The organism is Paraburkholderia lacunae, from assembly GCF_003353175.1.
Classification (GTDB): domain Bacteria; phylum Pseudomonadota; class Gammaproteobacteria; order Burkholderiales; family Burkholderiaceae; genus Paraburkholderia; species Paraburkholderia lacunae.
On record NZ_QHKS01000043.1, the window covers coordinates 1 to 24062 of the forward strand.

The following is a 24062-nucleotide window of genomic DNA, read 5'->3' on the forward strand; positions in this document are numbered from 1 at the left end:
CGTCTTGCCTGCGACCTGCAACGCGGTCTTCTGCGCGAGCAGTTCCTCCTGCCCGACGAGGAACGTGAAGAGCTTGATCTGCTGGCGATCCAGCACGTCATGCACGTCTCGCAGCCACTCGTAGACAGTATTAAAAGTGTCTCCGTTGCGCCAATAATTCTGTCAACTCGCGTTCGTGTAATGCAGCGGCGCAAAAAACTCCAGCAGATTCAGTCTGTTACCAGAACCGAAATAAAAGTGTCTCCAACTGCTTTTGAGATGCCGGCGCCCCCCCGCCCCAGTCCGACCTCGCCCGCGACGCGCTCAAGGATCCGTACACCTTCGATTTTCTTGGCCTGACCGAAAACGCTCAGGAGCGGGACATCGAGAACGCGCTAACGCGGCACATCACGCGCTTCCTGCTCGAGCTTGGTGCCGGCTTCGCGTTTGTCGCAAGACAATACAGGCTCGACGTGGCAGGGGATGAGTTTTTCATTGACCTGCTGTTTTACCATCTGAAGCTGCGGTGTTACGTCGTGGTCGAGCTTAAGGCGACGCCGTTCAAGCCTGAATATGCCGGCCAGCTCAACTTCTATCTGTCAGCCGTCGACGCGCAGGTGAAAGCACCGCACGACCAGCCCACAATAGGGTTGCTGCTCTGCAAGGAAAACAATCGCCTGGTCGCCGAGTATGCGCTGCGCGGCATCGCCAATCCGATGGGCGTGGCCGAATACCAGCTGCTGCGCGACATCCCAGCTCCTCTTATGCCCGACCTGCCATCGATTGAACAGATCGAGGCGGAACTGGGACCGAATGAAGGACCCGAACCAACAGAGCACCAATAAAATGGACTATCGAGTTGCCTACGAGCACAGCCTGGCTGCCGCGCCGGACGATTTCATCGTGCATGTGCCTTCAGGTAGTCAGCGATGTGCCAGCCACGGTGCCCCGGGCATTGTTGCCCGAGTTCGTCACGAACCTGATCCTTGAGCGGTCCCCGGCAATTGGTCGCATTCGCAACCTGAGGATACTTTCTTAGACCCATTGGGCCATGCCGCTGCATGGCACTTATTGGTATGCGCATTCCTCTGGGCGTTTCCTTCTATCCGTCGGAGGCTGCCTCTGGGCAATCGTTTAACGATCGGAGAATCACATGCAAGTCAGGCGCTCATTCTGCGCATAGCCTCGCCAGGAATCATGGCTGACGCTGAAGAACGGGGCGCGCCAGAAAAATTCGGAACGACGCCGCGGGAGCAGAAAGAAAGTCGCGGGTTCAGCTGCACCTGCTAATGGAGCAGCTCGGGTTGGCATCGCAGTTACAACCCCAAGGTTTTTAACGCTCCCTCAGGCGCTAAGCGCCTGATTGAACGGTTGCGCGTCAGCTCGCCGACCAACTGTGGACTCCGTTCGACGCTCGAGCGACGCCTTGCGCTTTTCTTCAGCGTTCTCGATGAAGTCGGACAGTTCGCGCTCCATCGCTGAATCTTTGGCGCCCGGCTTCCACGTCGCGGCTCCGTGCCGCCGACGCGTGGTCCGAGCAAGTGCTAACGCTGCCATAGCAGCCTTTGCACATTCGTATTCAACCTGGCCACAAAGGTCGATCGGCTCACCGAATTCGCGGAATGCTTCCACATACTCCCGAGCGGCGTACACCGTTGCCGGGTACTCGCGCAGCTCGGAGATAACTTTGCGGCTCAGGACGTGCCACTGAAACTTGTCCGGATAGGCAAAGACGGGGATGGACACGCCCTTGCTGGCTTCGCGGCTCGTCGGGCCGACCGGCTCCGATGCCGCCCAGGCGGCCTTATGCATCATTGTCCGACAGGTTCGAGCGTAGCTTTCCAGCGATAACGCAAGCTCCAATGCAGTGTCGCGTCGCTGACGCTTGCGCTCCCTGGCATCCCTTGCTGAGATCCACGCGAGCGTTATGACAGAGCCGACTGCCCCTGACGCCAGCGCCAAAATCATCGGAGTGTTCCCGCCAAGTCGCTGGAGATATTCAAACCATTCCTGCCGCATACGATGCGCCTCGGAGAAAGAGGTGGACAGAGTATAAGCAATCGTTTGCGGAGTATTCAGAGCAAAAAATGCGGTGTGTGTTTTCGCCACAAACGCTTCGATGGGACGGTGCGCATCTTGACAGACGGCGCCGAACCAGGTCACTCGTCGGCCCAGCACCAGGAGAGGAGATTCAAAAGATTCAGGCCGGTTCGCTTCTTACGCGGACGGGCAGCGACGTTGGTCCGAACGGAGGCAATGTGTCCGCGTGCTGCCGCTCCTGGCAAGCACCGTTCGATCGCTAGACGATCGGCAAGGTTCGGCCCTGAAGAGACGCCCACCTCTCGGCCATGAATGACCGCTGACACGAAGAAACCGGCGCGGGCTAATCACCAAGTGTTGCCTCGATGGGCGCTTTCGTCCGTATCATGCAAAATAGTCGCATCTAAAATGCGGGGGATGGCCCGTGGGCGTCAACTTCGACCTGAGCGATTTGCAGGCGTTTCGAGCCGTCGTGGAGTTGGGTAGCTTCCGCAAAGCAGCGGAGGCGGTCAATATTTCGCAGCCAGCGCTGAGCCGGCGCATCGAGAAGCTCGAAGCGGCGCTCGGCGTGCGGCTCTTCGAGCGGACCACCCGCAGCGTGACGCTCACCACCATAGGTCGCGTGTTCGCCCCAAGTGCGGAACAACTTCTCGACGATCTCGATGTCGCGTTGCTCGGCATCCGCGACGTCTCCAGCAGCCGCCTCGGTCATGTGACCATCGCATGTGTGCCGTCGGTCGCCTACTATTTCCTGCCGAGCGTCGTGGCCGCCTATCACAGCCGCTACCCGCGGATCCGGGTCAAGCTGCTGGACTCGAGCGCCAACGAAGTGCTCGGGTCGGTCATCAGCGGTGAAGCCGATTTCGGCGTCAGCTTCATGGGCAGTCAGGAAACCGAAGTCGAGTTCAAGGTCCTGCTGCAGGAACGGTTCGTCGCCGCGTGCCGCCGCGATCATCCCCTTGCTCGGAAAAAGCAGGTGACCTGGAGCGAGCTTTATGAACACGAATACGTTTCCGTCGACAAGACTTCCGGCAACCGCCTGCTGCTCGATCAGGCGTTGACCAACGTGGCGCCGGCTGCGCCGAGCGTCTGCGAGACTCGCCATGTCACGACCATGCTCGGCCTGATCGAAGCGGGACTCGGTGTGGCAGCGGTGCCTTCAATGGCAATGCCCATGCGCGACCATCCGATTTTGACCAGCGTGCCGCTCGTCGATCCGGTCGTGACGAGGCGAGTCGGTATTGTCAGACGCCGGGGACGCCCCCTCGCGCCGGCCGCGCAGCAGTTCTATCAGACGATTCTCGACACGAAGCGCAGCGGCATGGCCGGCGCGGCGAAGAAGACCTCGAAATGACACCGCCAAGGCCATTCCGGCTGCTTTACGTCCAGGTACTGCTTGGAATGGGGATCGGCATGACCGTGGGCCACTTCTGGCCACAGATCGGTGCATCGCTCAAACCGCTCAGCGATGCGTTCGTCGCGCTGGTACGCATGATGATCGCGCCAATCGTCTTCTGCACGATCGTCACCGGCATCACGTCGCTTGCGAGCGGCTCGAAGATCGGCCGGACCATCCTGAAGGCGCTCGTGTTGTTCTACTTTCTCACCATCGTTGCACTCGTCCTGGGGCTCGCGACCGCGTTCGCGCTGCATCCGGGCGCGGGACTGCATATCGACGCGCATCATCTGGACACGGCTATCCTGGCGCAGTATTCGACGCGCACGCAGTCGCACGGGCTCGTCGAGTTCGCACTGCATCTGATTCCGGAGACGCTCGTCGGCGCCTTCGAGAAAGGCGAGGTGCTGCCGGTCCTGCTGCTTGCCCTTCTGTTCGGCTTCGCAATGAACGCCAGCGGAAGCGCCGGACGGCGAGTGCAGGAATTCATCGATAGCTTTGCACACGTGCTGTTCCGCATCCTCGCGCTGATCATGCGGCTTGCCCCCGTCGGGGCATTCGGCGCGATGGCGTTCACGGTGGGCCGTTTCGGCATCCGTTCGATTGGCTCGCTCGGCATGCTGATGGTGTCGTTCTATGCGGCGTGCCTGCTGTTCGTCGTCTGCGTGCTCGGTCCGCTCGCACGCCTGCATCGCTTCTCCCTCTGGCGTTTACTGCGCTACATTTGCGAGGAACTCGTCATCGTGCTCGCGACGTCGTCGACCGAACCGGTGCTGCCGCGCCTCATCATCAAGCTCGAAGCGCTTGGCTGCGACAAGGGCATCGTGGGTCTCGTGCTGCCCGCCGGCTATTCCTTCAACCTCGACGGCACGGCGATCTACCTGACGCTCGCCTCGATGTTCATCGCGCAAGCGTGCGATGTACATCTCTCGGGCGGCCAGATCGCGACGATGCTCGTGGTCATGCTGGTCACGTCCAAGGGCGCGGCGGGCGTGTCGGGCAGCGGACTGGTTGCGCTCGTCGCGACGCTCGCCGTCATTCCGGATCTGCCGGTTGCAGGCGTCGCGCTACTGGTCGGCATCGATCGCTTCATGTCCGAGGCGCGTGCCCTGACGAGCGTGATCAGCAACTCCTGCGCGGTGATCTTCGTATCGATGTGGGAGCGCGCCTGCGACCGGGCGCGTCTGAGAGAAGCATTGAGCCTGGCGCATGAGCCCGAAGAAGCTTTCGATCAGCCCGCCGACCTGCCGGGCTGAATCGATTCCGTCGTCTCAGTGCGTGGCGACGGAATCGAGCCCGGTCGATGTCACCTCCGGCTGCACGGCGGGCGACGCGAGATAGTCGAGGAGCGCTTTCGCCTCCTTCGGATGCTGCGCGCCAACCGGGATGCCGGCCGCAAAGCGCGTGACGGACTGCATCGACTCCGGAATCTTGCCGACGTACGCCGCGCCTTTCACCGGCAGCAACTCGCTCACCTGCTGAAATCCCACTTCGTAGTCGCCGGTTGCAACCACCGATGCCACCGGGATCTTCGGGATCATCTTCGCCTTGGTCTTCACCTGTTCCTCGATGCCGAGCCGCTTGAACAACTCGCGCTCGATATAGACACCGCTCGCGCTATCCGAGTAAGCGATCGACCGGGCATGCAGCAAGGTTTCCTTGAGCGCCGCCTCAGACCCAATGTCGGGCTTCGGCGCGCCATCGCGCACCACCATGCCGATACGCGAATCCGCGAGCTCGACGCGCGAATTGGGGATCACCTTGCCCTGCTTGATGAGGTCGTCGAGTGCATAGCCGACCATGATCACCACATCGGCAGGCTCGCCGCGCTGAAGCCGGTTCGGAATGGCCTCCGGCGACTTGCCCATCGACGGTCCGAGCGCGGTATCGAGCGTGTTGCCCGTGGACGCCGCGAACTTCGGGCCGAGCAGCTTGTAGGCGGCGGTGAAGCCGCCGGAGCTCATCACGTGCAGATCGGCGGCCTGCACATTCGCCGCAGCGGCGGCGCTGCCGAGGAGCGCCGCGGTGCAGAGTTTCAGAAGGATGGATTTCATGGTTGAAAGGACGTCAGGCTGAAGTTCGAGGAGCGAAGCGATGCTTCAGGAAGCCGCATGCAGCGGAACGCGACGGCGCTGATACAGTGCGAGTGTGGCACCGAGCCCGCACACCGCGGCGAAGCTCATCCAGTAGCCCGGCGCGGCTTTATCGCCCGTCATGTGAATGAGCGCGGTCGAGATAACGGGTGTGAAACCGCCAAAGACCGCCGTCGCGAGGCTGTAGGCCAGCGAGAATCCAGCGACACGCACTTCGACGGGCATCACTTCGGTGAGTGCGACGACCATCGCGCCGTTGTACATCCCGTACATGAACGAGAGCCAGAGCAGCACAAGCAGCATGTTGACGAAGCCCGGCGCGTGAGCCAGCAGCGATAGCGCGGGGTAGGCGGTCGCAATCGCCAGGATCGTCATTCCGAGCAGGAGCGGACGGCGTCCGATCCGGTCCGATAACGCGCCACCAATCGGCAGCCAGATGAAGTTGGAGATCCCCACGCAAAGCGTGACGAGCAGGCTATCGGCGGTGCTCAGATGCAGGACCGTCTTGCCAAAGGTCGGCGCATACACGGTGATGAGATAGAAGCTCGTGGTGGTCATTGCGACCAGCAGCACGCCCGCGATCACGACGTTCCAGTTCTGCACGAGCGTCGTAAAGACTTCTTTCATGCTGGGGCGATGCTGGCGCTGTTTGAATTCCTGTGTTTCCTCGAGATTGCGCCGCAAGATGAAGATGAAAGGCACGATCATGCAGCCGACGAAGAACGGCACGCGCCATCCCCACGCAGCGATCGCCGCCGTGTCGAGCCACTGATTGAGCGCGAAGCCGAGCGCGGCCGCGATGACGATCGCCACCTGCTGGCTCGCCGACTGCCAGCTCGTGAAGAAACCCTTGCGGCCCGGCGTCGCCATCTCAGCGAGATAAACCGATACGCCGCCCAGTTCCGCACCTGCGGAGAAGCCCTGCAGCAGACGGCCAATGAGAACCAGGGCCGGGGCGAACAGTCCGATCGTCGCATAGCCGGGCACGAACGCGATCAGGATGGTGCCGCTCGCCATGATCGACAGCGTGACGATCAGGCCCTTGCGGCGACCGACATCGTCGATATACGCGCCGAGGATGATCGCGCCGAGCGGCCGCATCAGGAAGCCCGCGCCGAACACTGCGAACGTCATCATCAGTGAAGCGAACTCGCTCCCCGCAGGGAAAAAGACCGCGGCAATCTGCGTGGCATAGAAGCCGAACAGGAAGAAGTCGAACTGCTCCAGGAAGTTGCCTGCCGTCACGCGTAGCACGGCGGATGCCTTCGATTGCCCGGGGGCCAGCGGAGGTGAGGAGGGATGCATCGAGGTGTCTCCAGAAATTTTGAACTTTGCGATGTTCGGGCGATTTGTTGTTTGTCGAATATTGGCCCGAACCACACGAAACGATAAGTGCTATTTTCGAAACGATTGATGTGCGCTGGTTATCAGTGCTGGCGGAGCCCTCAGGCCACGAAGCGGCACTGGGACGCGGGCGTTCGGGTGTCCATGTTGCGCCCCCGGTTCAGGTGATCGTCGATTTCCGCCGCGCATCCGAGCATGCGGGGATAAAGGAAGATCGTGAATGCGGCGGTTTCCAGATCGGTCTCAGTCAATTCACCACGTCGCAGCGGCTGCCACAGCATCTTCAGCAGCAGGGCCGCGATCACCGCATCGACGTTTACGCAGTACACGTTGCGGGAGACGCCAGCATCAAACAACGCCTGCACCAGTTCGCGATAGAAAGCATGGAACACGTTGTATTCGCCACGCTTCTCGCACAGTTCCGCGATGAACACTTCGCGCGGGTCGTAGTTGACCGGCCTGTCCTTGAAGACCGGATGGTTGACGCCCGGCAGCTTCGCGATATCGAGGCTGCCGGCATGCTTCTGCCGGGCCTTGTACTTCGCATAGCGCTCGACCGAGCGCTCGGCCAGCGAGCGCAGGTCCACGCCGTGCGCGGGGTCGGACGGATCGGCAAGCCCGCTGTCCCAGAACGCTTCGATCAGGAACGCGATGCCTTCATAGCCATTGCCGCCATGCGTATAACCTGTATGGGTGAGAAAGCCGACCAGCGCCTTGTTGAGTTGCACTCGCTCTGGACTTTCCGGGCCGTCAGCGGATACCGCGCCCTTTGCTCCCTGCGCCGATATGGCTCCCGGACCGTTGGTGAGCAGCAGACCGACGAGCGTCCTGAAGGCGAACAGATCGTTCGGCCCCGGCGCGAGGTTGAGCAACGCGGCAAAACAGATTTCGGTCAGGCTGCGTTCGTTCAGCAGCGCTTGCGTGGTAAAGCCGCAAAAGCCGTCGGGACGGTGTCGCGAGGCGTCCGCCGATGCACCGATCAGCGTCCCGAACAACATGGTCCACCAGGGCAGGCTCTCGGCCGTGACGCGCGAGATGCGCTTGCGCATCAGCGGTCCCCACGCGAGCGTCACGCAGATCGCGGCCAGAACAGCGTCTGCCGTCGGGTGAGCGGGCTGAGATGTGAGCCAGCGCACGAGGACCGATCTGACTCCACGCTCGGCGAGTCCCGCGAGCATCGCTTCGGCGCGCAGATCGCGCGTGTTGGCAAAGAGCGGCTCGCAGCCGCTGACGTCGATCCGTGCGATGTCGAAGTTCTCGTCGAGCGTACTCGTCAGGCTGGCTGCCGAGAAGCGTTCGATCATCCATTTCGCGGCATCCCGCGCCGCGCGCTGACGATTCGGCCCGATGATCGAGGCCGCGGCGGCCAGGATGGCGTTGGGTGCATTGCCGGCCTCGCGTGCGGCCTGCGCTGCCGCGAGCTCCGGCGTTCCGTGCAGATTGATGGACGCAGCGATCGCGACATTGATGAGCTTCTCGTCGTTTTCTCCGCCGAACTCGTGAAGCAGGGCAAGGCTGACGTTCGCTTCGAGCGAATGCGTCGCCGCGTCGAGCATCGAGGCGCCATACAGGCTGCTCACCTGCGTTTTCGCATCCATCTGCGATGCTCCCGACGCATCCTTCAACGCCTGACGTGGCGCAATCGCACCGACTTGTCGATTGACCTGCAAGACTTGCTCGTCGTAGGGCGCGACTGCTCCTACTACGGGGATCGCAAGGTCGGACGGAAGCTGAATTCCCTGGTCGGAGCCGAACCACGGCTTGAGCGCAAGGCTGCCTTCGGGCTCGAAATCAGGCATCGTCGCGTTGGCGCGCATGACGGCGGTCAGCGCCGCCGGGATATGCGCGATGTTCGTGACAACCGCGCCCTTGGCGGAGCAGCACGGATCGTCGGGCGTGAAGAGGCGGTCTACGCCGAACATTTCCATGAACCAGCGCTCCTTGGCTTGCGCGTCGTCGGAGCCGCCGGCCATCGCGCCCGCATGGCCGACCGCACGCGTGAGGCGGCTCTTCCACCGGCCCACCACACAGGCGACCACCGGTTTCGTGAAGGCCGCATCGGCCTCGTAGTAGCCACCCGGTTCGCAATAGAGCACAGCGGCCTTGCTTCGAGCATCGTTGGCGAGTGCGAACGCAAATTCCGGCGCGGCATAGTGGATGTAGACGTCCTTGCCGCTCGAGATGACGGTCGATGTGCCCCAGCCGCTCATGCGCAGGTACTGCGCGATCGTCGTACTGAAGCCGCCCGAGTTCGAGAAGATGGCGATCGATCCCTTGCGCAATGAATCGTCCGGACTATCGCCGCCGAGTGCTCCGCCGATTCTTACGCGATTCCACGAGTCGGCGACGCCGAGCCCGTTCGCACCGAAGATGTCGATGCCCGCTTGCTGACCCATCGCGCGAATTTCGCGGGCGTCGTGTACGGCGATCTTTTCGGTGATGATAAAAATCTTCTTCAGATCGGGATTGACGCGGATCAGTTCGGCGACGCCGTCGCGAGCCGCCGATGGCGGTAGATAGACCACGCCGCAGTTGAATCGATGCCCCGCTTCCAGACCCTCGCGGACGTTGTTGTACACCGGGATATCTCCGATGGATGTGGTGAGCACGTGCCCGCCTTTGCCCGGCGCCGTGCCGAAGACAATATTCCTGCCTGAGAACGCATGACTGACGGGCGTCACGTCCGAGGACTCACCGCCCAGGATATTGAGCACGCACACGCGATCGTCACGCGTGGCGATCTGCGCCAGCGAGTTGACGCCGACGAAATACTTGAACTGGCTGCTGTTTTGCTTGTACACGTTACTCTCCTCAGTCTTGAGCCGTTTCGGTTTCCGTCGCGGGTGCGCCGATCCGTGCTGCGATCTCGGCCCGGCCACCGGCGCGCATCCAGGCGTCCGCCTGACGCGCGTACTGGATGACCTCGCTGATGTCAGAGTCGAATCCGAAGAGCCGATAGGGCAGACCGAGCGAGTCGCATGTGTCTCTCAGCGCGGCCATCCCACGCACGAGGTTCGGGCCTCCCCGGCCCAGTACCACGTAAAGCGGCGTCGGCCCATACTCGCTGAAGTGTTCGCGAAGAGCGTCGGCCATCGCTCGTAGCGTCTCGAAGATGTCGGTGTTGTTCGACTTGCCGCCGATGATGAAGAGCACATTCGACTGCTTGAGCCAGTGTTTGAAGCAGATACGGGCCACTTCCTTCATCTTCGCGTACGGCGGATTGCCGCCGAAATCCGACGAGATGATCGCGGCATCGCCGAGCATTTCGGTCACGAGCGAGTTGGCACCGCCGCCGAACGTCGGCGCGAGAATCGTGCCTTCCTCGTTGATCACATACACGTCGCTCTGGCCCTGGTGCGTGCGCAACTGATTGATCTCCTGCTCGAAGTCGGAGTAGTCCGCTGCGAACAGGTGTTGCGGCAGCCCGAGGCGCGTCCATCGCGGATCGTCGCGATCGAAACCGCACTTGAAGTCGCAGGCGACCGGTGTGAGGCGCCCCTTCTTGTCCTCGCGCATTCGGATCGGATTCAACTCCAGTGTCGTCATGCCGAAATCGTGAAAGAGCTCCCAGAGTTTCGGTAACTGCTGCACGAGCGGCGAGATGATCTCCTTGGGCGCACCAATCTCGCTCAGCGCGTTCGCCACGACAAACGCCTTTAAACCCGTCAACGCGTCGAAGGGCACCATCGCCACATGCTTCGGGTCGACCTCTTCGATATCCATGCCGCCCTTATGCGAGAGCGTCATGGTCGGCGCACGAAAACGCGTGGAGTCGGTGATCGAGAAATAGACCTCATGCTGGGCCGGAACGCTGGCTTCGAACGTCACGCCATTCGACTTTGCTTTCAGGTGGCCGACGGAATGCTCGGCGAAGTACAACCGCTCTTTTTCGATCAGCGCCGTCTTGAGATCGGTCGCGCGGCCGAGTAAGCCCGCCTTCCCCTTCTTTCCCACTCCGCCTTTGAAGACGGGTTTGATGAATATCTGGCGATGACGATCGATCAAACTCTTGATCTCCTCCTCGCTGGCGCTCGGGCCAAGGATCTCACTCGCCGGGAATCCGACGAATTGCAACAGGCGCGCGCCGTGCAACATACCGGTGATTTGCATGAAGTTGTCTCCTGAAAGGCATAGCGATATAAAAAGAAACGGGTGTTCGGATTGCTCGTTAGGCGCAAGCGCCAGGCGTAACGAGCGGCCGAGACGCCGATGGCGTTCGGAGTGTGGCTGATGTCTGTTGAGTTGTCCGGTGCTCGAACCGGCTGGCGCTCGAGACTAGCGGGCCCAAGGGGGCGATCGGTACGCGCGCCAGGTGCACCTTGTGTTGTACATCGCCTTGTCTCCGATGCGTTTTACTTTCGTTCCAATCTCGCTGGAATCCTGAGTACAGATACTCACGCAAATGGAGTTACGCGATAAGTGCATTTTTTCGAAGCATTGATGTTTAGATGTTATCAATGCAGCTGGATGAAACGCGGCATCACCGCCATGTTCCTCCGCGCTGTCTGTCGCGGCAGACGGATCAGCGGTCCAATCTGCAATGTGACTTCAGGTGATGGTCCGTCATGCGCGAATTAAGGAACATTCGACATATGCAAGAGGCCGTCCGTTCAGGGTCCGAAATGCGTCCGCCAAGCGACGCATGAGAACGGCCCATGAGCCGCCTTTCGCGGCGAGATATTGGGGGCGGTCAAACGGCTGCGACGCTTCAAAAACGGCGGTCGGCCGATCATCCGGCTACCGTCCATCGATACGCAGTGCTTCGATGAGATAACTGCGGAACTCTAGACAAAACTAACCGCTATCCCGACTGGCTGCCTGTTTATCATCGAACCAGACAACATCCTCCTTCCAATTTTCATTGCCCATGAACTGGACAAGTTTCTCGCGCAACATTTCGGTCCAGGCGATTGCAAATCTCGACATTGGTTGCTCGCGCAACGTTGTTAATGCGACTGATGAACGTATCGATGGGCGCTTGATGGGTTCGGCAACGATCTCACCGCGCGCTACTTCGTCGCGGATGGCGATCGACGTGAGGATCGAGTACCCGACACCTGCTTTAACGAGTTTCTTTGTGAGTGCGACGCTGTCCACCTCAAGCTCTATCCGAAGTCGAATGCCGTTCTGGACCGCAGCGTGTTCGATGACACGCCGATTACTGTGGGGCATTCCGGGTAGGATCAGAGGTAGGCTGGCAAGGTCTCTTATCTGATATCCGCCCTTCGGCAAAGCCGTTCCGGGCGGAGCGATCAAAATCATCGGCTCAGTGTAGAGCGGCCTGACCAGAAAAGCGTCCAACGGAGGCTGGTTGTAGACCACGGCGAGGTCGACCCGGCGGTCAGCGACCCACCCCTGCAACGAGCTGCTTTGACCCTCTCGAATGTAAAGCGCGAACCGTGACGCTGCTCCCGCGTCTGTTAAAGCTTCCCGTCGGGCTGCAGCAAAGCCTGGTCATTATCGAATCCGCCGAACCAGACGTGATTGCCGTCCCGTGAATCTGCCCGTCCGCACGCGTGAGGAGGGCGATGGGTGCGGTGATGTCCTGTTCACCGGCCGCGGCGGACTGACGCGATCGCCCGACGATCACTGGATCGGTGGCACAACACCCAACTTCTCGGCGAGCATGCGCTCATACACGCCGAAGGGCAGATCAACGTCTTCCTGGCTCACGGTTGTGACCGTGATGTTCACCTGCTCCGGCAGCAGGCCGAGCACGACCGCGATGGCCGCTTCCAGGTGCGGTGCACAAACGCTGTCTTCCATCAGGGTCGTGCCCACGGCGATATCGTAGGTCTGTTCCTGCCGGAAGACGATCTCGACCAGCCGCGCGCGGGCACTCAGGTTGTTGTCGATCGCGAGTCGCACGACCTCCGCCACGCTACCCATCGTTTCGGTCGGAAAGCCTCGGGTCGAGCGCAGCCGGACGCGATGTCTGCCAAGCGTGAGCCAGTCCGAATCAAATTCCATGGTGTCCTCCGCCTACCGTTGCGATGCACCGCGAAAGTAACGATGGGCAGGCGGTTTTCAAGAGCGGAATTTCACCACCGCCCCTTGAAATTTTCCCCATAGAGCCTATCTTAGATTCGCTCAGGCAGATGCGCCGGTCACATCCGGTGCACTGCGTGTTTCGATTTGTTTGCCAGCAGCCTGGCAGGCGAACTGGAGCGCGTAGGCCCGTTCGCCTCCTCGCTGCATCGAAGGAGGATACGATGAGTGATCTCTTTTCCGGAACCGACCTGTTCAGTGAGTTTGACCGTCTGCAGCGGCAGATGGACAGCCTGTTCGGCGGCTTCCCGTCCAGCATCCGCTCGGGCCGCTTCGGGGCCTTTCCGCAGGTGAACATCGGTACGACCGACGACTCGATCGAAATCGTCGCGTTCGCGCCCGGCCTCAAGCTGGCCGAGCTCGACGTGTCGATCGACAAGGGCCTGCTGACAATCAGCGGTGAGCGCAAGGCCGCCCAGGCCGGGAGCGATGACAAATCCCGCGATGACACCCGAACCTATGCGCAGGAGCGGTTCACCGGCCCATTCCGGCGCGTGATCGAGTTGCCGCAGAATGCGGACCCCGACAAGGTGCAGGCGCGCTACACCAACGGCTGCCTGTCGATCAGCGTGGGCAAGCGGGAAGCGTCGAAGCCGCGGGCCATCACTGTCCAGTAACGCCAGTCATTCAAGGAGCAAGCCATGAACGACAAGACCCAGGTTGCTGAACGCGACCAGAAAGCGGTAGCACGACGTGAGGGCGACCAGCCGGCGCGGCGGATGACGCTCACACCGGCAGTTGACGTGTTTGAGGACAGCCAGGGCATCACGCTGTGGGCGGACCTGCCAGGCGTCACAAAGGACAAACTCGACGTGAAGGTGCACGACGGCAATCTATATATCGAGGCTGAAGCGGTTGTGCCGACGCCTGCCGCTCTGCGGCTGCAGCACGCCGAGATCCGTGAACCGCATTTCGCACGGGCGTTCTCGCTGAGCCCGGACTTCGACATATCGAAGATCGATGCCAACCTCCAGGACGGCGTGCTGAAGCTGACGATTCCGCGTCGCGACGAAGCACGCCCGCGCCGGATCGAAGTGCAGACGAACTGAGCCCGGCAGAGCCGCAACGACGATAGGAGAACAAGCGGTGGCGGCCGCGAGGTCGCCACCGCCCGTTCGTGGAGGGCTGGATACAGAACGTCATGGAGGAAGGCTGGTACGGATACACGATGAGCATGGGGGCCGTGCCGGTGCGTCAGCTCGCAGGCGGCCCGGCCCTCCCTGACGGATAGATCGCGCCGGTCAGGATCAGGCGCCATGCCCCGCCGTCAGGCTGACTGCAAACGGTGTATCGCGAGCGTTGACGCCAGAGGACGGCGCCCGGACGGCGCCCGCTCGGGGGCGCCGCCCAAGAACGCCAGCAGAAACGTGGCAACGTAAGCGCAGTGACGGACATCCGGTTCTCCTGTCAGACCATCGAGGAGCATACGATGAACACCGACCTCAAAAAGTGGAACCCTTTCAAATTTCTCCGCGGTTCGGGGCGCAAGCCCGATGCGGACAGTCCGCAAAGCCCGCCGGGCAGCGAACCGTCGCGTGGTCCATGGCCTGACATTCCGCGACTTTTTTCCCGCGATCCGTGGCGTGCGATGGAGGATTTCCTTCACGATCCGTTTGCAGCCCGCGGGACGCTCGAACGATGGTTTGGCGATTTCAGCTCATCGCGTTTCCAGCCGCGCATCGACGTGGTCGACGAGGGGAAGATATTGCGCGTGACCGTCGAGCTGCCAGGCATGGAGCGGGAGGATGTGACCGTCAACGTCGAGGATGGCGCGCTGGTGTTGCGGGGCGAGAAAAAGCAGGAGGTGCATAGCGAGGAAGACGGCTGCTACCGGCTTGAGCGTGCATATGGGGCCTTCACGCGCACGATCCCGATGCCGGAAAATGCCGATCCCGAGCACGCTCTCGCAAAGTTTGACAAGGGCGTGCTGACGTTGACCGTGCCGAAACAGGAGCCAGCACGATCCGCGAGCCGCACGATCGATATTGGCTAGCGTTGGCAACGTTGCGCTTGCGCGGTGAATGAAGCGGCGTAGCTCGGGTCGTTAGCTCAGCAGGTAGAGCAGCGGACTTTTAATCCGTTGGTCACTGGTTCGAATCCAGTACGACCCACACGTGCTAACGTTATCTGATCGCGCCGGTTCTGTAGCGATTGGCACCTGCCACGTCCGCGCTGACGAAACGCGACGCCGCCGGGCGGCCACTGTTTGGCGAGCTCGTACGCCCGCTGCTTCCCGCGTTCAAGCGCTCCGTGCAACGCAAACTCGCGTATCTGCAGGCGCGCGGCGACCTCGGCCTGGGCGATCCGCTGATCGGCGACATGGTCGATGAGGCGCTGGCACGGACCTGCGAAAAGCTGACGCAGCGCCCGCGCCGGCTCGAATCCTTGCCGTGGCTCCCGCAGATCGCGATTACCGTCCTGGCTGAGGAAGCATCCCGCCAACAGACCGAGAAGGCCGCTGGGTCTCCCTGGATAGCAGGCTGCCGCCGCAGGTACAGGAACCGAATGAACACGGTAACGACATGCTGTTCGAATACTGGCAGCCCGATGAGGTTCTCCGGCTCGAGGACGTGATGCCGGTCGCCGACGGAAGCACGCCCGAGGAGGCAGGGAGCGCACGGGCGATGCGGCAGCTCATGACGACGATTCTTGCTGACCTGCCCACATCATGGCGCCGCGCACCATTGCTCTGCCGGGTAGAAGCACTTTCGCCAGTTGCCGCGGCGCAGGTGCTCGGCACCGGCGACGATGAACTCGGGCACTGGCTCATGAACGCCGACGTCTTTCTCAAGGCCCGACTCGGCGACCTGGGGCTTGCACCCGAGGCAGCGGGCGAGCCGGCAGACTTCGTGGAATGAAGTGCGTCCAGCGTTCGGAGCGGCCTACCAGCCGTAGAAACGCGGCCAGGTTTCAACTGTGCCGTCTGGACGGATGGCCTGATAGGCCGGATGCTGCGCACCGGTTGCGCACGCATGGTTGGGGAGGATGCGCAGGCGCGTCCCGATGGGAAAGCGGCTCTCGATCTCATGATCCGGTGTGCCAGATCGGGAGACAATACCGTGTTCCTGGTTCGCGCCGCTCATCATATATTCGCCCAGCACATCGCCGTTTTCGAGGCATACGAGTCCATAGCCGAAGTCCTGCTTCTGGCGCTGTGTACCGCGGTCCCGGCTCATTGCCATCCACCCCGCATCGACGATGGCCCAGCCTTTCTCGCTCTGGTGGCCGATCACGGTGGTCAAAACGCTCAGTGCAATCTCGGATGTCTCGGCCACGCCGACGTTATGCATGACGAGATCGAACATCACATAGACGCCTGCGCGAACTTCCGTGACGCCTTCCAGATGCTCGGCAGCCAGCGCTGTCGGCGTCGATCCGATGCTCACGACGTCACACTGCAGGCCCGCCGCCCGAAGGCGCTCAGCGGCGCGCACGCAGCCCGAGCGTTCCTGCTCGGCGATGCGGACCAGTTCTTCATGCGTGTCGTACTCGTAACTGGAGCCCGCGTGGGCAATTACACCGCCGAGGTGCATGCCGCCGGCCGAGAGCGTCGTTGCAACAGAGATGAGCGTGTCGTCGTCGGGTGCAATGCCTGAACGATGGCCGTCCACGTCGATCTCGATCCAGACTTCGAATGATTCTTCGTGCTGCTGGCCGAAAGCGACGATGGCCTTGGCGCATGCGACGCTATCGGCGACAATCTTCAGGGCACAGCCCTGTCGCCGCAGCGCGAGCGCCTGCGAGAGCTTCGTCGGGGCCGTGCCCACAGCGTAGACGATGTCACGGATGCCGCTTGCGAAGAACTGTTCGGCTTCCTTGAGGGTGGACACGGTAATGCCAAGTGCGCCGGCGTCCAATTGTGCCCTTACCACCTGCTCGCACTTGGTTGTTTTCACGTGCGGGCGGAAACTCACGCCGAGGGCGTTCAAACGTTGCTGCATCCGTTCGATGTTGTGGTTCATGCGCTCGACATCGATCAATGCTGCGGGCGTGTTCAACGACTGCAATCTCATCTGCGGCTCCTTGCGATTCTTCGCGCGATTGGTGTCTCGGTGTCGGCACGGTACCGTGCGTAAACAATCGCCACTATAGGAGTTCGCTGCGAGCCTGTGTTTAACCGAGGATAAAGCGACCGTTAAGCCACATTGAATGTCAAGTCAATTGCGCCAGGGTGTGGGGCTAAAGGCTTGCTTTGCGGCGTCGAGAAAGACGCGCTGGCGAATTGTTAGGCCCTGACGCGTGGGCGTCAGCGCCATTACCGGCGCGGGCTCGAGGCGCCATGCGGGCAACACGCGCTTCAGCTTTCCCTCGGCGATCAGCCGTGCGGCATCCCATTCGGATCGCTCGACAATGCCCAGGCCGTCCACCGCCCAGTCAGTGACCACGGTGCCGTCGTTCGACGACAGGGCGCTGTTCAGCCGGACCGTGACGGCTTTGCTTACGCGCTTTCCCGCCGCATCCTGTTGAGTGAAACGCAGGCGAGTCACGTCTTCGTCGTTCTCTCGCAAACTCAGGAATTCGTACCGTGTGAGCTGGGATGGATGCTCCAGCTTCGACAGGCGACGCGCAAGGGCCGGGCTTGCGCACAGGAAACGGTCGTTCGGGGCGAGGTAATGTCCTATCCAGGAGGACCCTTTGACGTTGCCGATCGATACGACCGCGTCGGCGCCCGACGCTGCCCTGAGCGGGCTTTCCGACAGGATGAGCGAAATCGCAAGACTTGGGTGGGAGAGATGCAGATCGCGGACCAGCGGTGCGACATATGCGCGGCCAAACCCGAACGGTGCCACGACGCGCAAATGGCCGCTTACACCGTGCGACTCTCCAGAGACGCGGGAAGGAACCGACTCTATGCGTTCCAGGATCTCAATCGCTTCCTGAACAAGGTGCTGGCCCTCGTTGGTGAGTGAAATGCCTCTGGCCGCGCGCGTCACGAGGCGAAGCCCTAACCGTTCTTCTATGCGCTGAAGGCGTACCGTGACTGCAGGCGGCGTGAGATCCAATAGCCTTGCGGCAGCGGCAAGGGATTGTGACGCGCCCAGCGCACGGAACAGCTGCATGTCTTCCAGTTGTAGCATTAAGCAATCTTTAACGGGAGGTTTATTGGATATTAAACACGACAAAAAGATTTTTTTCTATAGTTCCCGCATGGATTTGGCAACTTGCGGTCGGCCCGCGATGCTGCGGGAGCGCTGGCACGGACTCAACAAAACCCGATAGCTCCCTGACTGCGTCGGAGCATTGCTCGACGAGGTTCTTTCTACCCGGAGTGGTCGTCATGGATCAGTATCAGAACGGCGCGCAGTTCCCTCAGACGATAAATCCCGCTGGGCTGGCAACGCCGGGGGGGCACTATAGCCACGTTTCGATCGCAAATGGCCTGATTTTTGTGTCTGGTCAACTTCCAATCGACGCGGGCGGCGCAAAGCTCACGGACCGGCCTTTTGAAGCCCAGGCCAGGCAGGTGTTGGCAAATCTGGGCTCCGCGCTTGCCGGTGCGGGCAGCGATGTCAAGAAACTGATCCAGGTCCGTGTCTATATCGTTGATGTCGCGCATTGGGCGAGTTTCAACGAAATCTACGCGCGTTGGGCCGGCGATGCGAGACCCGCTCGCGCCGTTGTGCCGGTTCCAGCGCTCCACTTCGGTCTGAAGATCGAGATCGAAGCGGTCGCATTGGTATAGCGTAACCAGTGCGGATTCGCGATGGCGCCGACGCGTCGCGCTTGGCGCTTTAAGCAGCGGGCGCGACCGGATGAAACCGTTGACATCAGGGCCGTGCTAGCCTGGCGCTTTGTGGGCGTTAAAGGCGCAACCGTGGCGTCAGCCCGCAAGGGTGGGCGCCAGGATTGCTTCTTTGATCGGGTGAGTCATCCATTCTCGCGGAATGGATGGGTAATAGACTGGCAAATTTGGTATGGACAGCTTAATGAAACAGGAATCCGTTGTGAACGTTCCTTCCTCAACGACTAGCCTTCGGTATCGAACGTTCACCTCGGCCGATATACCGGCAGCTCACGCCCTTTCAATGGCGCTCAACTGGCCATATAGACCGGAAGACTGGCAATTTTCCGCTGACTCGGCGACAGGGTTCCTGGCTGAAGAAAGTGGTGTCGTGATTGGTACGGCGCTGTGCTGGAAATTCGGAACGGATCGCGCTTCTCTCGGTCACGTGATTGTGTCATCCGGGCACCAGGGGCGGGGCATCGGCCGTAAGCTGATGGAAGCCGTCCTTGAAGAGCTGGGGCCGCGCATCACTTTCCTGCATGCGACGCCAGCCGGTCTGCCGCTCTACGAAAAGCTAGGTTTTAACGTGTGTGGATCGTTGGAACAATATCAAGGGACCGTCAGCAAGACTTTCCCGGTCGCGTTGCTCGACGGCGAGCGACTGCGGTCGGGCACGCCTGCCGACTTTCCTGACCTCATTGCACTGGCTTCGCGCGCTTCCGGGCTGGAGCGCGACGGAATTTTGTCGGCATTGCTGAAGCTTGGGGAGAGCGTAGTGCTCGAACGTGAGGGCGAAATTGTCGGATTCTCGGTGCTCCGCCGCTTTGGCCGGGGTCATGTGATCGGCCCGGTGGTCGCACTGCGTTCGCGTGACGACGTTCGTGCGAGGGCGCTGGCCGGCTATTGGCTGAGCCGACGAGAGGGGGAATTCGTCCGTATTGACGTCCCCTGGGGAACGAGTTTGACCGACTGGCTAAGCGGACAGGGATTGAAGCGTGTGGACACCGTCTCCAAGATGGTTCGCAATGCGCCCGCCGGTGCACACCGGGGCGCACCCGATCCGGTTTGCCGGGTGTACGGACTTATCAGTCAGGCCATGTTCTAGGTCTCACTACGAGCAGCGAATTCTTCCGCCAAACGTTGAGATGTGCCGGATTGCGGCGTCGCACAATCCGACCATTAAGCCAGCCTTAACGACGGCTTAACTGTTCTCTCAGCAAGGCGAGCTTCAGGCGATCGATAATTCCTGACATACGATGCAGCACAGAACAGACCCCGGGAAGGAGCTTCCGAAGATGCGCGTACCGTTGATCCGTATTGATACCACACCGACGCTACCGCGAAGTGCTGATGTCGTCGTGATAGGCGCGGGCATCGTTGGTGTGTTTACCGCATGGTTTCTGGCGAAGCGGGGCGTGAAAGTCGCTCTCATCGAAAAAGGCCTGGTCGGCGCGGAGCAGTCCAGCCGGAACTGGGGTTGGTGCCGGCAGCAGAACCGCGATGCACGCGAATTGCCCATCGCGACCGAGAGCCTGCGGCTGTGGGAGCAGTTCGAAGCCGAGTCCGGCGAGACCACGGGCTTTCGTCGCAGCGGCCTTCTTTACCTGAGCAACGACGACGGCGAACTCGACACCTGGACGCGCTGGTGCGAATTTGCGCGCACGGCGGGCGTCAGGACTGAGGTGCTCGGCAGCAAACAGGCTACTGAGAGGGCCACCGTGACGGGACGCAACTGGAAGGGCGGGGTGTTCGCACCGACCGACGGCATTGCCGACCCGGCGAGCGCCGCGCCGGCCGTCGCTCGCAGCGTCATGAAACTGGGGGGGACGATTCACCAGAACTGCGCGGCACGCGGCATCGAGACCTCGGGCGGGCGGGTCAGCGGTGTCGTGACCGAGCATGGCACGATCCGCACGACGACCGTGGTGCTGGCGGGCGGCGCATGGGCTTCGACATTCTGCCGGCAACTGGGTATCCGTCTGCCGCAGGCAACGATTCGCTCATCGTTGATGTCAGTTTCGCTGCCACGAGGCAGGTTGCCCGACGCGCTTCATACGTCGGCGATCACCGTCACGCGACGCGGTGACGACACGTATACGCTCGCGATCAGCGGTTTGGGGAAGCTGGACCCGACGTTGCAAAAACTGCGCTACGCCAGGGACTTCATTCCTATGTTTGGACGCCGATGGCGCAGCCTGAGTCCAGGCAATCTGGAAGGCGTGCGTTCTGGTCACGAAGGAATGCGGCACTGGCGACTCGACGAGCCCACGCCGATGGAAAAGATGCGCGTGCTGGACCCTTGTGTCGATGAAGCCACGCTCAGGGAAATCCGCAAGCGGGCGATCGAGCTGTGTCCAGCGATCGGAGAAAGTCGGGTTGCCGCATCGTGGGCGGGCTACATTGACACGACACCGGACGGCGTTCCCGCCATCGGCGAAGCAAAGGAACTGCCTGGCTTCGTGCTGGCCGCAGGTCTGAGTGGTCACGGTTTCGGTATCGGGCCAGGATGCGGCCATCTCGTTGCGGATCTGGTTACCGGTGTGCGGCCTATCGTCGATCCCGAACCCTACCGTCCTGCGCGACTGAACGAATCGGTGCGCGGAAAGGTTGCCGACTTTTAAGACCAGTTTTTGGCGCTTGCGCGCTTGGAGTTTGTAATGCATCTCAGTTCTTACTGGCTGGATACGTCGGAGCCATTCGTTAGCAGCTCGCCCGAAGTGCCCGATGGAAGTTGCGACGTAGTCGTGGTTGGTGCCGGTATAACGGGCACGGCGGCGGCATTGGCGCTTGCCAAAAAGGGCGCACGTGTCATCGTCTGCGAAGCAGGAACCGTGGGCCAGGCGGCGTCGGGACGCAATGGCGGCATGTGCAACAACGGCTTCGCGCAGGATTACGCTTCACTGTCGCAGCGCATCGGCACGGAATTGGCCAACCGGCTATATCTGGCGTTTGACGCGGGTGTCGATACAGTCGAGCGGCTGGTCAGGGAAGAGTCGATCGATTGCGATTTTGTCCGCAGGGGAAAACTCAAGCTCGCGGCGAAGCCGGAGCACTTCGACAAGCTTGCGCGAAGTCAGGCGTTGCTTGCCGCGAGCGTGGACCCTGATACGCGCCTTGTGACGAAGGCAGAGCTTCGTGACGAGATCGGCTCGGACCGTTATCACGGCGGGTTGATCTTTCAGAAGAGTGCCGGGATGCACGTCGGTCGCTATGTCCGTGGTCTCGCGAAAGCTGCGCAAGCGCGTGGAGCGCAAATCATGGAGCGTGCGCCGGTCCTCGGGTTACGGAGGGAATCCCGGGGCGCATATGTCGTCCGAACGCCGCGTGGAGAGATCCGCACGCCGCAGGTGCTTCTGGCGAGCGGCATCTCGCAGGTGGGACCGTTCGGCTGGATCCGGCGCAGGATCGTGCCGGTTGGGGCGTTCATTATCGTCACCGAGCCCTTGCCGCTGGAACAGCTCGACCGGTTGCTGCCAACCCGCCGGATGGCCACCGACACCAAAAACTTCGTCAACTTCTTTCGTGTCACGCCCGACAACCGGATGCTGTTTGGCGGGCGTGCGCGCTTCGCGACGTCGAACCCCAGCTCGGACGAAAAAAGTGGCCTGATCTTGCGACAGCAGATGGCCACCGTGTTTCCCGAACTGGCCAACGTGCGCATCGACTATTGCTGGGGCGGCATGGTTGACATGACGGCCAACCGCCTGCCGCGCGCGGGCGAGCGAGACGGTGTCTACTACTCGATGGGCTATAGCGGCCACGGCACTCACATGGCCACGCTGATGGGCACGCTGATGGCAGAGATCATGGACGGACGCGCCGATCTCAATCCATGGAAAGACTTCGATTGGCCTGCTATCCCGGGTCACTTTGGCAAGCCATGGTTTTTGCCCTTCGTGGGCGCGTGGTACCGACTCAAGGACACGCTGCAATGAATTCACCTGTTTGTCACCTGATGCAAGCGGGAAGGCTGGACCGGTTCTTTATCGACGGCGAATGGATTGCGCCCGTGGGTACAGCGCGAGCCGCGGTGGTATCGCCGTCCACCGAAGACACGCTCTGCGAGGTTCCGCTCGGCGACGCGCTCGACGTCGAACGCGCCGTGCAAGCCGCGCGCAAAGCGTTCGTGCGATGGTCCGCGACTTCGCCGCAGGAGCGCGCCGTGCTGCTGGACCGTGTTCATGCCTTGATACTGGAGCGCGCCGAACTGTTCGCCACGGCCCTGACCATGGAAATGGGTGCGCCGATCAGCTATGCGCGCGCCGCGCATGTGCCGCTCGCGGCCGAACATATCCGTGTCGCGCGCGACAATCTGGCGAACTACCCGTTCCGCGTCCAGCGTGGAACGACTGCGGTCGTGCGTGAGCCGATCGGCGTATGCGCGCTGATCACGCCGTGGAACTGGCCGATCTATCAGATCACGGCCAAGGTCGGCCCGGCGCTGGCAGCAGGCTGCACCGTGGTCCTGAAACCCAGCGAACTCTCGCCGCTAAGCGCGTTGCTGTTTGCGGAAGTCATCGCGGACGCTGGTGTTCCGGCAGGCGTATTCAACCTGGTGAGCGGCACTGGTGCGGAAGTCGGCACGTCGCTCGCGTCGCACCCGGAGGTCGACATGGTTTCGATCACCGGTTCGACGCGTGCTGGCGTGCTGGTCGCACAAGCGGCTGCTCCGAGTGTTAAGCGCGTGGCGCAGGAGCTTGGCGGCAAGTCACCCAACATTGTGCTACCTGATACCGATTTGCAGCGTGCCGTCTCGCCAGGCGTCGCGGCCGCGTTCCGGAATATGGGCCAGTCGTGCAGCGCACCGACCCGCCTGATCGTACCGCGCAGTGTCCTCGACGCGGTTAATGAGTTGGCCGTGGCGGCAACCGAACAGATGATCGTTGGCGATCCGTTCGCCGAAGCGACGACGCACGGCCCACTGGCCAATCGCATGCAGTTTGGCAGGGTTCAGCAGATGATCGAAGCTGGCATCGGGGAAGGCGCGAAGCTGATCGCGGGTGGCCCCGGAAGACCCGCAGGGTTCAGCAAGGGCTTCTATGCACGGCCGACTGTCTTTTCCGACGTCCGCACCGATATGACGATCGCCCAACAGGAGATCTTTGGTCCGGTCCTCGCGATCCTTCCTTACGACACCGTCGAAGAAGCAATCACCATCGCGAACGACACGGTTTATGGGCTCGGTGCGCATGTTCAAGGCACGGACAAGGCACTCGTGCGTGCAGTAGCGGCGCGTGTCCGGTCGGGCCAGGTGCATCTGAACTATCCGGCATGGGATCCGCAGGCTCCGTTTGGCGGGTACAAGCAGTCTGGGAATGGGCGGGAGTATGGGATCGAAGGTATGGAGGAGTACATGGAGGTGAAGTCGATCCTCGGGTACTACGATTAAACCGGTGGCGACGCCGGTCGCCGTGACGCTGCAGATTTGATGCTGTTC

General features: G+C 61.5%; 20 protein-coding genes, 1 tRNA gene and 3 pseudogenes. 14 read left to right on the top strand and 10 right to left on the bottom strand.

The window, feature by feature from the left end; all coding sequences use genetic code 11:
* Positions 1-123, bottom strand: a pseudogene (locus DLM46_RS40765) (ATP-binding protein); the annotation flags it as partial.
* 146 nt (positions 124-269) lie between these two features.
* Between DLM46_RS40765 and DLM46_RS35600 the strand changes: the two are divergent.
* A pseudogene (locus DLM46_RS35600) lies at positions 270-824 on the top strand (PDDEXK nuclease domain-containing protein); the annotation flags it as partial.
* A 1-nt stretch (position 825) separates the two neighbouring features.
* A pseudogene (locus DLM46_RS40770) lies at positions 826-1018 on the top strand (hypothetical protein).
* Between the two features lie 305 nt (positions 1019-1323).
* Here DLM46_RS40770 and DLM46_RS35610 read toward each other — a convergent pair.
* On the bottom strand, positions 1324-2142 hold the full coding sequence (locus DLM46_RS35610) for a hypothetical protein (RefSeq protein ID WP_244306498.1): 819 nt from the start codon (positions 2140-2142) through the stop codon (positions 1324-1326).
* Positions 2143-2443: 301 nt separating this feature from the next.
* On the opposite strand from DLM46_RS35610, the gene DLM46_RS35615 reads away from it, so the two are divergent.
* Together DLM46_RS35615 and dctA are read left to right on the top strand one after the other, a co-directional pair.
* Positions 2444-3373, top strand: coding sequence for a LysR family transcriptional regulator (locus DLM46_RS35615; protein WP_115109057.1), 930 nt, complete (start codon positions 2444-2446; stop codon positions 3371-3373).
* Complete coding sequence (dctA, locus tag DLM46_RS35620; RefSeq protein ID WP_115109060.1) at positions 3370-4671, top strand: C4-dicarboxylate transporter DctA; 1302 nt, start codon at positions 3370-3372, stop codon at positions 4669-4671. Before DLM46_RS35615 ends, dctA begins: the two co-directional genes overlap by 4 nt.
* 15 nt (positions 4672-4686) lie before the next feature.
* On the opposite strand, the gene DLM46_RS35625 is transcribed toward dctA, so the two are convergent.
* The 6 genes from DLM46_RS35625 to DLM46_RS35650 form a co-directional block, all read right to left on the bottom strand.
* Entirely contained in the window at positions 4687-5469 is a 783-nt protein-coding gene (locus tag DLM46_RS35625) for a substrate-binding domain-containing protein (protein WP_115109062.1), read from the bottom strand.
* 45 nt (positions 5470-5514) lie between these two features.
* Positions 5515-6813, bottom strand: a complete 1299-nt coding sequence (gene tcuC, locus DLM46_RS35630) for an MFS transporter (RefSeq protein ID WP_115109064.1) — start codon at positions 6811-6813, stop codon at positions 5515-5517.
* Positions 6814-6953: 140 nt separating this feature from the next.
* Positions 6954-9653 (bottom strand): CoA-binding protein, encoded by a 2700-nt coding sequence (locus DLM46_RS35635; RefSeq protein WP_115109067.1) that lies wholly within the window; start codon positions 9651-9653, stop codon positions 6954-6956.
* A gap of 10 nt (positions 9654-9663) precedes the next feature.
* Positions 9664-10962: an ATP citrate lyase citrate-binding domain-containing protein gene (locus DLM46_RS35640; RefSeq protein WP_115109069.1), complete on the bottom strand. Its 1299-nt coding sequence runs from the start codon at positions 10960-10962 to the stop codon at positions 9664-9666.
* Between the two features lie 684 nt (positions 10963-11646).
* A complete protein-coding gene (locus DLM46_RS35645) occupies positions 11647-12237 on the bottom strand; it encodes a LysR substrate-binding domain-containing protein (protein WP_115109071.1) in 591 nt (196 codons plus the stop codon).
* Between the two features lie 201 nt (positions 12238-12438).
* Positions 12439-12822 carry a hypothetical protein gene (locus DLM46_RS35650; RefSeq protein WP_115109074.1) on the bottom strand — a complete coding sequence of 128 codons (384 nt, stop codon included), beginning with the start codon at positions 12820-12822 and terminating at the stop codon, positions 12439-12441.
* Between the two features lie 242 nt (positions 12823-13064).
* Between DLM46_RS35650 and DLM46_RS35655 the strand changes: the two genes are divergently transcribed.
* The 5 genes from DLM46_RS35655 to DLM46_RS35680 all read left to right on the top strand — a co-directional run bounded on the left by DLM46_RS35655 (position 13065) and on the right by DLM46_RS35680 (position 15758).
* A complete protein-coding gene (locus DLM46_RS35655) occupies positions 13065-13517 on the top strand; it encodes an Hsp20/alpha crystallin family protein (protein ID WP_115109076.1) in 453 nt (150 codons plus the stop codon).
* Between the two features lie 24 nt (positions 13518-13541).
* Positions 13542-13949, top strand: coding sequence for an Hsp20/alpha crystallin family protein (locus DLM46_RS35660; RefSeq protein WP_064270816.1), 408 nt, complete (start codon positions 13542-13544; stop codon positions 13947-13949).
* A 380-nt stretch (positions 13950-14329) separates the two neighbouring features.
* On the top strand, positions 14330-14893 hold the full coding sequence (locus tag DLM46_RS35665) for an Hsp20/alpha crystallin family protein (RefSeq protein ID WP_064270814.1): 564 nt from the start codon (positions 14330-14332) through the stop codon (positions 14891-14893).
* Positions 14894-14938: 45 nt separating this feature from the next.
* A tRNA-Lys gene (locus DLM46_RS35670) sits at positions 14939-15011 on the top strand.
* Between the two features lie 411 nt (positions 15012-15422).
* The gene (locus DLM46_RS35680) at positions 15423-15758 is read left to right on the top strand and encodes a hypothetical protein (protein ID WP_133300434.1); all 336 of its coding nucleotides are present in this window, start codon (positions 15423-15425) and stop codon (positions 15756-15758) included.
* Between the two features lie 24 nt (positions 15759-15782).
* On the opposite strand, the gene DLM46_RS35685 is transcribed toward DLM46_RS35680, so the two are convergent.
* Both DLM46_RS35685 and DLM46_RS35690 read right to left on the bottom strand, forming a co-directional pair.
* On the bottom strand, positions 15783-16913 hold the full coding sequence (locus DLM46_RS35685) for a DSD1 family PLP-dependent enzyme (protein ID WP_115109083.1): 1131 nt from the start codon (positions 16911-16913) through the stop codon (positions 15783-15785).
* A gap of 144 nt (positions 16914-17057) precedes the next feature.
* A complete protein-coding gene (locus DLM46_RS35690) occupies positions 17058-17978 on the bottom strand; it encodes a LysR substrate-binding domain-containing protein (RefSeq protein ID WP_115109086.1) in 921 nt (306 codons plus the stop codon).
* Positions 17979-18178: 200 nt separating this feature from the next.
* Between DLM46_RS35690 and DLM46_RS35695 the strand changes: the two genes are divergently transcribed.
* The 5 genes from DLM46_RS35695 (at position 18179) to DLM46_RS35715 (ending at position 24014) form a co-directional block, all read left to right on the top strand.
* Positions 18179-18583, top strand: coding sequence for a RidA family protein (locus DLM46_RS35695; protein WP_115109088.1), 405 nt, complete (start codon positions 18179-18181; stop codon positions 18581-18583).
* A 244-nt stretch (positions 18584-18827) separates the two neighbouring features.
* The gene (locus DLM46_RS35700; protein ID WP_115109140.1) at positions 18828-19730 is read left to right on the top strand and encodes a GNAT family N-acetyltransferase; all 903 of its coding nucleotides are present in this window, start codon (positions 18828-18830) and stop codon (positions 19728-19730) included.
* Between the two features lie 190 nt (positions 19731-19920).
* Positions 19921-21246 (top strand): NAD(P)/FAD-dependent oxidoreductase, encoded by a 1326-nt coding sequence (locus DLM46_RS35705; RefSeq protein WP_115109091.1) that lies wholly within the window; start codon positions 19921-19923, stop codon positions 21244-21246.
* 36 nt (positions 21247-21282) lie between these two features.
* On the top strand, positions 21283-22560 hold the full coding sequence (locus DLM46_RS35710; RefSeq protein ID WP_115109094.1) for an NAD(P)/FAD-dependent oxidoreductase: 1278 nt from the start codon (positions 21283-21285) through the stop codon (positions 22558-22560).
* On the top strand, positions 22557-24014 hold the full coding sequence (locus DLM46_RS35715; protein WP_115109096.1) for an aldehyde dehydrogenase family protein: 1458 nt from the start codon (positions 22557-22559) through the stop codon (positions 24012-24014). Before DLM46_RS35710 ends, DLM46_RS35715 begins: the two co-directional genes overlap by 4 nt.
* Positions 24015-24062: the final 48 nt, after the last annotated feature.